Raw genomic sequence first — 6,263 nt, forward strand, 5'->3', positions numbered from 1 at the left:
GGGGGGGAGTCCCCTTCGGCCTTCCCCCCCCCCCGGCGCTCCTGCGCGTCAGGCCGGTGTCAGCCGCACGACAGCGCGTCGTGCTCGGCCGTGACCGTGGCCGTCCTCCCCTCGGCGTCGGTGGCGGTGACCGTCGCGGAACCGGCCTCGACCTCGCCGGAGCGGACCGCGAACGACTGGTAGGCGTTCGCGCCCGGGGCGACGTTCTCGACCGTCTTCGTGCCGTACGGCGTCTCGAGCGTCACCGTGAGCGGCACGTCGTCCTCGTTGAGGGCGCGGACCGCGACGTAGGTCTTGCCCGCGAGGCAGCGCGCCTGCGCGGTCGCCGTGACGTCGGGCCCGGCCTCGCCGGCGGGGACGCCGGTGAGGTACTCGAAGCCGTGGGCCGCGAAGTCCTCGCCGTCGGGCGCCTGGTCCCACTCGAGGACGTAGTACGCGACGCCGGCCTCCTGCGCTGCCGTGAGGATCTCCTGGAGCGGCACCTCGCCCTCGCCCAGGTTGGTGAACGACGGGCGTCCGCCCGCGTTCAGGCCCGTGGCGTCCTTGACGTGGAGCAGCTCGATCCGGTCGCCGTACTGCTCGATGAGCGCCGGGACGTCGACGCCCGCGTGGGCGGCCCACGCGACGTCGAGCTGGAACGTGACGTACTCGGGGTTCGTCTCGCGGACCAGGATCTCCCAGGCCGAGAGCGTCTCCCCCTCGTGCTCGTACGTCGTGCGGAACTCGCCGTCGTGGTTGTGGCCGAAGAACTTCGTGAAGCCGGCGTCGACCGCCCGCTCCCCGAGCCGGTTCATGGCCTCGGCCGTCGCGAGCGTGTTCTCGTAGGTGCCGATCCCCGGCGCGGGCCAGCCGCCCGAGCCGACGTACTCCTGGCCGAGCGTCCCCACGTAGTCCAGGGTCGCGTCGAACGTGGCCTCGTCGACGTTGTAGTGCGACGACTTCACGCTCAGGCCGTAGGAGTCGGCCAGCGCACGGAACTCCTCGGCGGTGTAGCCGGAGAAGTTGCCGCCGAAGGGCTCGATGTTCTTGAAGCCGATCTCCGACAGGCGCTCGAGGACGGCCGGGAGGCCCGCCTCGTTGACCCACGGGATGAGCGAGAACATCTGGATGGACACCTGCTCGGCCGGCACGACGACCGGCTCGGTGCTGCCCTCGCCCACGGCGAACGACACCGCGTCGACGTCCACGCCGCCGGTGGTCGTCACGACGACCGAGCCGGCGCCCTCGGGCACGCTGCTCAGCGTCTGCGTGACGTCCTGCCAGCCCTCGCCCGTGAAGACGAAGTCGGCGAGCGGCTCGGTGGCCTCGGCCCCCGCGCCCTGCCAGCTCAGCGTGACGGTGCCCTCGCCGCTGCCGCGGACGGTGACCTCGTCGACGGCCTCGCCCGTCGGGGCGTGCACGAGCGCGAGCGGCCGGTACGTGAACGAGTCGCCCTCGTCGAACGAGGTGACGTAGCGGCCGGCGTTCGCCGCCGGGTCCTCGACGACCTCGACGCCCTCGGCCGCGTCGTACCACTCGGCCTGCTGCGCCTGCGGCTTGAGGATGTGCGTGACCTCGCCGGTGATGGCGGGGACGTCACCCTGGGCCTTGTCCGTGTACGTCACGACGAGCGTGCCGAAGATCTTCTCTCCCTCGCCGTGCTCGACGGCGTCGGGGCTCGTCTGGATCGTGAAGCCGCAGCCGTCCTCGGTGACCGCGGCGCGCCCGCTCACCTCGGGGTGGGCGTGCTCGTTGTGGCCGAGGCCGAACGTGTACTGGATGTTGGTGCACACCGGCTCGTCGCCGTCCTCGGCGTCCTGCACCGAGACGGTGTACGGGACGGCGTCGCCCCAGTCGAAGACGGCCCCGTCGGGCTGGCTCAGCGTGATCTCCGGGGCGGTGTTGCCGACGGTGACCTGCTGGATCGCGAGGCCGAAGTTGCCCTCCGGGTCGGTGACGCGCAGCTGCACCGCGAACCGCCCGCGCTCGGTGAACGTGTGCGTCACCGTCTCGCCCTGCGCGTCGTACTCGCCGTCGGCGTCGAAGTCCCAGTCGAAGGTCAGACCCTCGTTCGGGGTCTCCGCGTCCGTGGTCGCCGAGGCGTCGAACGTCACCTCGAGCGGCGCGTCGCTGCCCGACACCGGGGAGGCGGAGATCGCCGCGCGCGGCGTCTTGTTCTCCGACCCGTAGGTGATCCGGTACAGCCCGGCGTCCGGGTTCTGGCGGAAGAAGCCGTCCCCGTACTCCAGGACGTACATGGACCCGTCCGGACCGAACTCCATGTCCATGACGTTGTCCCAGATCGGCTGGTTCACCGTCTCCAGGTGCGCGTTGGGCAGGAAGTCCTCGACCGCGGTGACCTCACCGGCCGACGAGAGCTCGTCGAGCGTGAACGCGACGACGTAGTCCTGGGAGAACTCCGCCATGAACGGCTTGCCGTCCCAGTACGCGGGGAACTTGCCCGGCGCGTCGGGGTAGTCGGCGGCGCGGAAGATCGGGCCGCCCATGGGCGCCTGGCCGCCGCCGCCCAGCTCGACCAGCGGGTCGAGCAGCTCCGGCTGGTCGCCGGGGCGGTCGCCGTAGTAGACCTGCGGCGCGGTGGCCGGCGGGACGACGTCCAGACCGGTGTTCCACGTGGAGTTGTTCTTCGCGCCGGCCTCGCAGTCGAACCACTCGCCGGGCGTGCCCGTCGCGAAGTCCCACTCGTTGTAGTTCGCGTTGGGCCCGTGGCAGTAGGGCCAGCCGCCGTTGATCGGCTCGGTCGTGAGCTGCCACTCGACGTAGCCCATCGGGCCGCGGTCGGGGTTCGCGTTGGCCGCGTCGGGACCATAGTCACCCCAGACGAGCGCGCCGGACTCGAGGTCGTAGTCGATCCGGAAGGGGTTGCGCACCCCCATCACGTAGATCTCCTCGCGCACCAGGTCCTCGGACCCCTCGTACTGCGGGTCGTCGAAGAGGTTGCCCTCGGGGATCGTGTACGTGGTGCCGGGCCCGACCTCCGTGCCGGGGGCGATGTCCTCGATCGGGTTGATCCGCAGGATCGCGCCGCGCAGGTCGTTCGTGTTGCCCGCACTGCGGCGGTCGTCGAACCCGGGGTTCATGCCGGGCGCGTTGTTGTTCGGGGCGTACCCGTCGGCGCCGGGGGCGCCGGCCGGGGTGTTGTCACCCGTGGACAGGAAGAGGTTGCCCTCGGCGTCCCACGCCATGTCGGCGCCGACGTGGCAGCACTGGCCGCGCTGCGCGTCGACCTTGAGGATCGCGCGCTCGCTGTCCAGGTCGAGCGTGCTGCTCTCCGCGTCCCAGGTGAACCGCGAGAGCTGGTTGTAGCCCAGCCAGCGGTCCCAGTAGCTCTCGTCCTCGCCCGCGGGGAGCGAGTTCGGCGCGCTGCCCTGTGGCGTCGTCTCGGGGTACTCGACCCCGGTGGGCGAGGTGCCCTCCATGACGCGGGGCGCGTACACGAGGTAGACGAACCCGTTCTCCTCGAAGTCCGGGTCGAGGGAGATGCCCTGGAGGCCGTCCTCGGAGTTGGCGTAGACGTCGAGCTTCGCGATCTGCGTCGTCCGCCCGGTCGCGGTGTCGGTGAGGCGGACGACGCCGTCGCGCGCCGTGTGCAGGACCCGCGAGTCGGGCAGCACGGCGAGGTCGATCGGCTCGCCGGTGTCCTTGCTCAGCAAGACCTTCTCGTAGTTGTTCCAGTCGAGTGCCGCGTCGTCCTGCGCGGCCTCGGCGGCGGTCTCGTCCCCGCCGTGGCCGGGGTGCGCGCTCGCACCGCTCAACGCGAGCGGGACGAGCAACGCGGCGGACAGCGCCGCCGCGGCACCTCGGGCGAGCCTGCGTCGGCTCGTGGATGGTCTGTGCACAACGTCCTCCTTGACGTAGATCGAGGAGCCCGTGGTCCCCGACCAGCAGCGCGGCACCTGTGCTCGATGCCGCTGCTCGACGATCGCCGCTGATCGGTCGACCCGGATGGGTGGACGGCCCCGGGGACCGGGGCCCGCGCGGCGCCGTCCTGGCCCCGCGCTGCGTTCGACCCTAGGTCGGACTTTCGCTGCTGCCAAGTCAGAAGTTGAAATATCGAGACGAAAAGTTCGGCCGGGCTGCTCACGAAAACCGACCAGGAGGTCGCTGTTCCTGGTCGGTCGGCGGGCGGGCGCCCGCGGCGAGCATCTGCCGTCAGTCGACCCGGAGGTCGACCGTCGCACCCCGCGCCACGGGCCGGATCTCGACCCCGGGCAGCTCCGGCGACCGCGCGAGGAAGTCGCGCAGCGGGCTGCGGAACACGCCGTAGTCGTCGTGGTGGACCGGGACGACGAGCGGCACGCCGACGCGCCGCACGAGGTCCGCGCCCTGCACGTCGTCCATCGTCACGGTGCGGCCGAGGATGCGCGTCCCGCCCAGGTGCGCCACCACCGAGTCGAGGTGCGGGAACGCGTCCGCGACGACGTCGACGTGGTCGCCCGTGAGCGTGTCGCCCGTGACGTAGACCTGGGTCTGGCGGTCGCCGTCGACGCGGTGGGTGTAGACGGTGCCCATGACCTCCGGCAGCAACGAGCGCATGACGCCGCGCGCGTGGATGGCCGGGACCGACTCCACGTCGAGCGTCTCCTTGCCCGAGCGGAACGTCTCGATCGTGCCCGTCGGCATGCCGACCGTCGCGAAGTGGTGCCGCGCCAGGCGCCGCGCCGCGGACGGCGTGGTGAGGAGCGGCACCTGCCGCGTCAGGCCGCGCCGCGCGACCCGGTCGAAGTGGTCCCCGTGCAGGTGGGACAGGACGATCGCGTCGAGCGGCGGGAGGCCCGTCGGGCCGAACGCGGGCTGGGTGCGCCGCCGCGACGCGAGGCCCTTGCCGAGGTAGGCCCACTGGCCGCGGTGCAGGAAGTTCGGGTCGGTGAGCACCGTGAAGCGCCCGAACCGCAGGAGCGCGGTCGCCGTCCCGCCGAACGTGAGGGTCGCGCTCGCGCGGCGGCTCACGGCTCCCCCAGCGCCTCGAGGTGGACGGCCTTGCGGACGGTCATCTCGTCGAGCAGGTCCGGCCCGTACCCGGCGCCGCCGCCGCTGCCGCGCCGCGGGTCGGCGGACCCGCCCGGTGCGCCCCCGAACACGGCGTTGACCTTGACCGTGCCGACGTCGAGCGCGTCCGCCGCGCGCAGCGCGTGCGCGAGCGACGGCGTGAGCACGGTCGCCGCCAGCCCGTACGCCGACGCGGACGCACGACGCAGGCCCTCGTCGAAGTCGGCGACGCGCACGACCGGCGCCACGGGGCCGAACGTCTCCACCGTGAGCAGGTCCACGTCGTCCGGGCACCGGTCGAGCACCGTGGGCGCGTAGAACGACCCGGCCCGGTCGAGCCGCCGGCCGCCCGTCACGACCTCGGCCCCCGCCGCGAGCGCCCCTTGCACGTGCTCCTCGACGACGGCGAGCTGCGCGTCGTCGACGAGCGGGCCCATGGTCGTCGCGTCGTCGGCCGGGTCGCCCACCACGACCTCGTCCGCGAGGCGCGCGAGCTCGGCGACGACCGCGTCCGCGACCTCCTCGACGACGTACGCCCGCTCGACGGCGGTGCACAGCTGGCCGCCGTTGGTGAACGCGCCCGTGGCGATCTGCCGCGCGGCGAGGACCGGGTCGACGCCCGCGTCCACGACGAACGGGTCCTTGCCGCCGTTCTCGAGCAGCACCTTCGCCCCGCGTGCGCCCGCGGCGGCGGCGATGCGCCGTCCCGCGGCGGTGGAGCCGACGTGCGCGACCAGGGCGACGCCGTCGTGCGCGACGACGGCCGCGCCCGTCGCGCCGTCGCCGCTGACGACGCGCAGGACGTCCGGCGGGAGCGCGCCCGCCACGATCTCGGCGAGGCGCACGCCCGGAGCGTCGCTGCGCTCCGACGGCTTGTGCACGACCGTGTTCCCGGTGACGAGCGCCGCGGCGAGCAGCCCGGCGGCCGCCGGGTAGGGGTCGTTCCACGGCGTGATCACCGCGACGACGCCGCGCGGCTCCCGGCGCACGACGTCGAGCGCGGCGGGGTCGCCCGCGAGCACCCGCCCGGCCCGGCCGAGACCCGCGACGGCGGCCTCGTCGAGCAGGTCGGCGGCGACCTCGGCCGACGCGCGCGCCTCGGCCCGCAGGCGTCCGGTCGTCGTGCACAGCAGGTCGCCGAGCTCGTCGACGGCGGCGCGCACCGCGCGGGCGGCGGCGCGCAGAGCACCGGCCCGCTCCCCCGGCGGCGTCGCGCGCCACGCGGGCCAGGCGCTGTCTCTTCTCCCCATCTGACGCTGCCGACGATGCCAACT

The 6,263-nt window shown here is 73.2% G+C and carries 3 protein-coding genes; all 3 read right to left on the minus strand.

Going from position 1 to position 6,263, the window contains the following annotated elements; all coding sequences use genetic code 11:
• Window positions 1-59: 59 nt before the first annotated feature.
• Entirely contained in the window at window positions 60-3,839 is a 3,780-nt protein-coding gene (locus AC3WT4_RS19810; protein ID WP_492316297.1) for a PQQ-dependent sugar dehydrogenase, read from the minus strand.
• Between the two features lie 313 nt (window positions 3,840-4,152).
• On the minus strand, window positions 4,153-4,950 hold the full coding sequence (locus AC3WT4_RS19815) for an MBL fold metallo-hydrolase (RefSeq protein ID WP_074806915.1): 798 nt from the start codon (window positions 4,948-4,950) through the stop codon (window positions 4,153-4,155).
• A partial coding sequence (locus tag AC3WT4_RS19820) for an aldehyde dehydrogenase family protein (RefSeq protein WP_492316298.1) occupies window positions 4,947-6,263 on the minus strand: 1,317 nt, incomplete at its 5' end. The genes AC3WT4_RS19820 and AC3WT4_RS19815, both read right to left, overlap by 4 nt.

The organism is Cellulosimicrobium sp. EB106-03-01-XG111 (genome assembly GCF_058792115.1).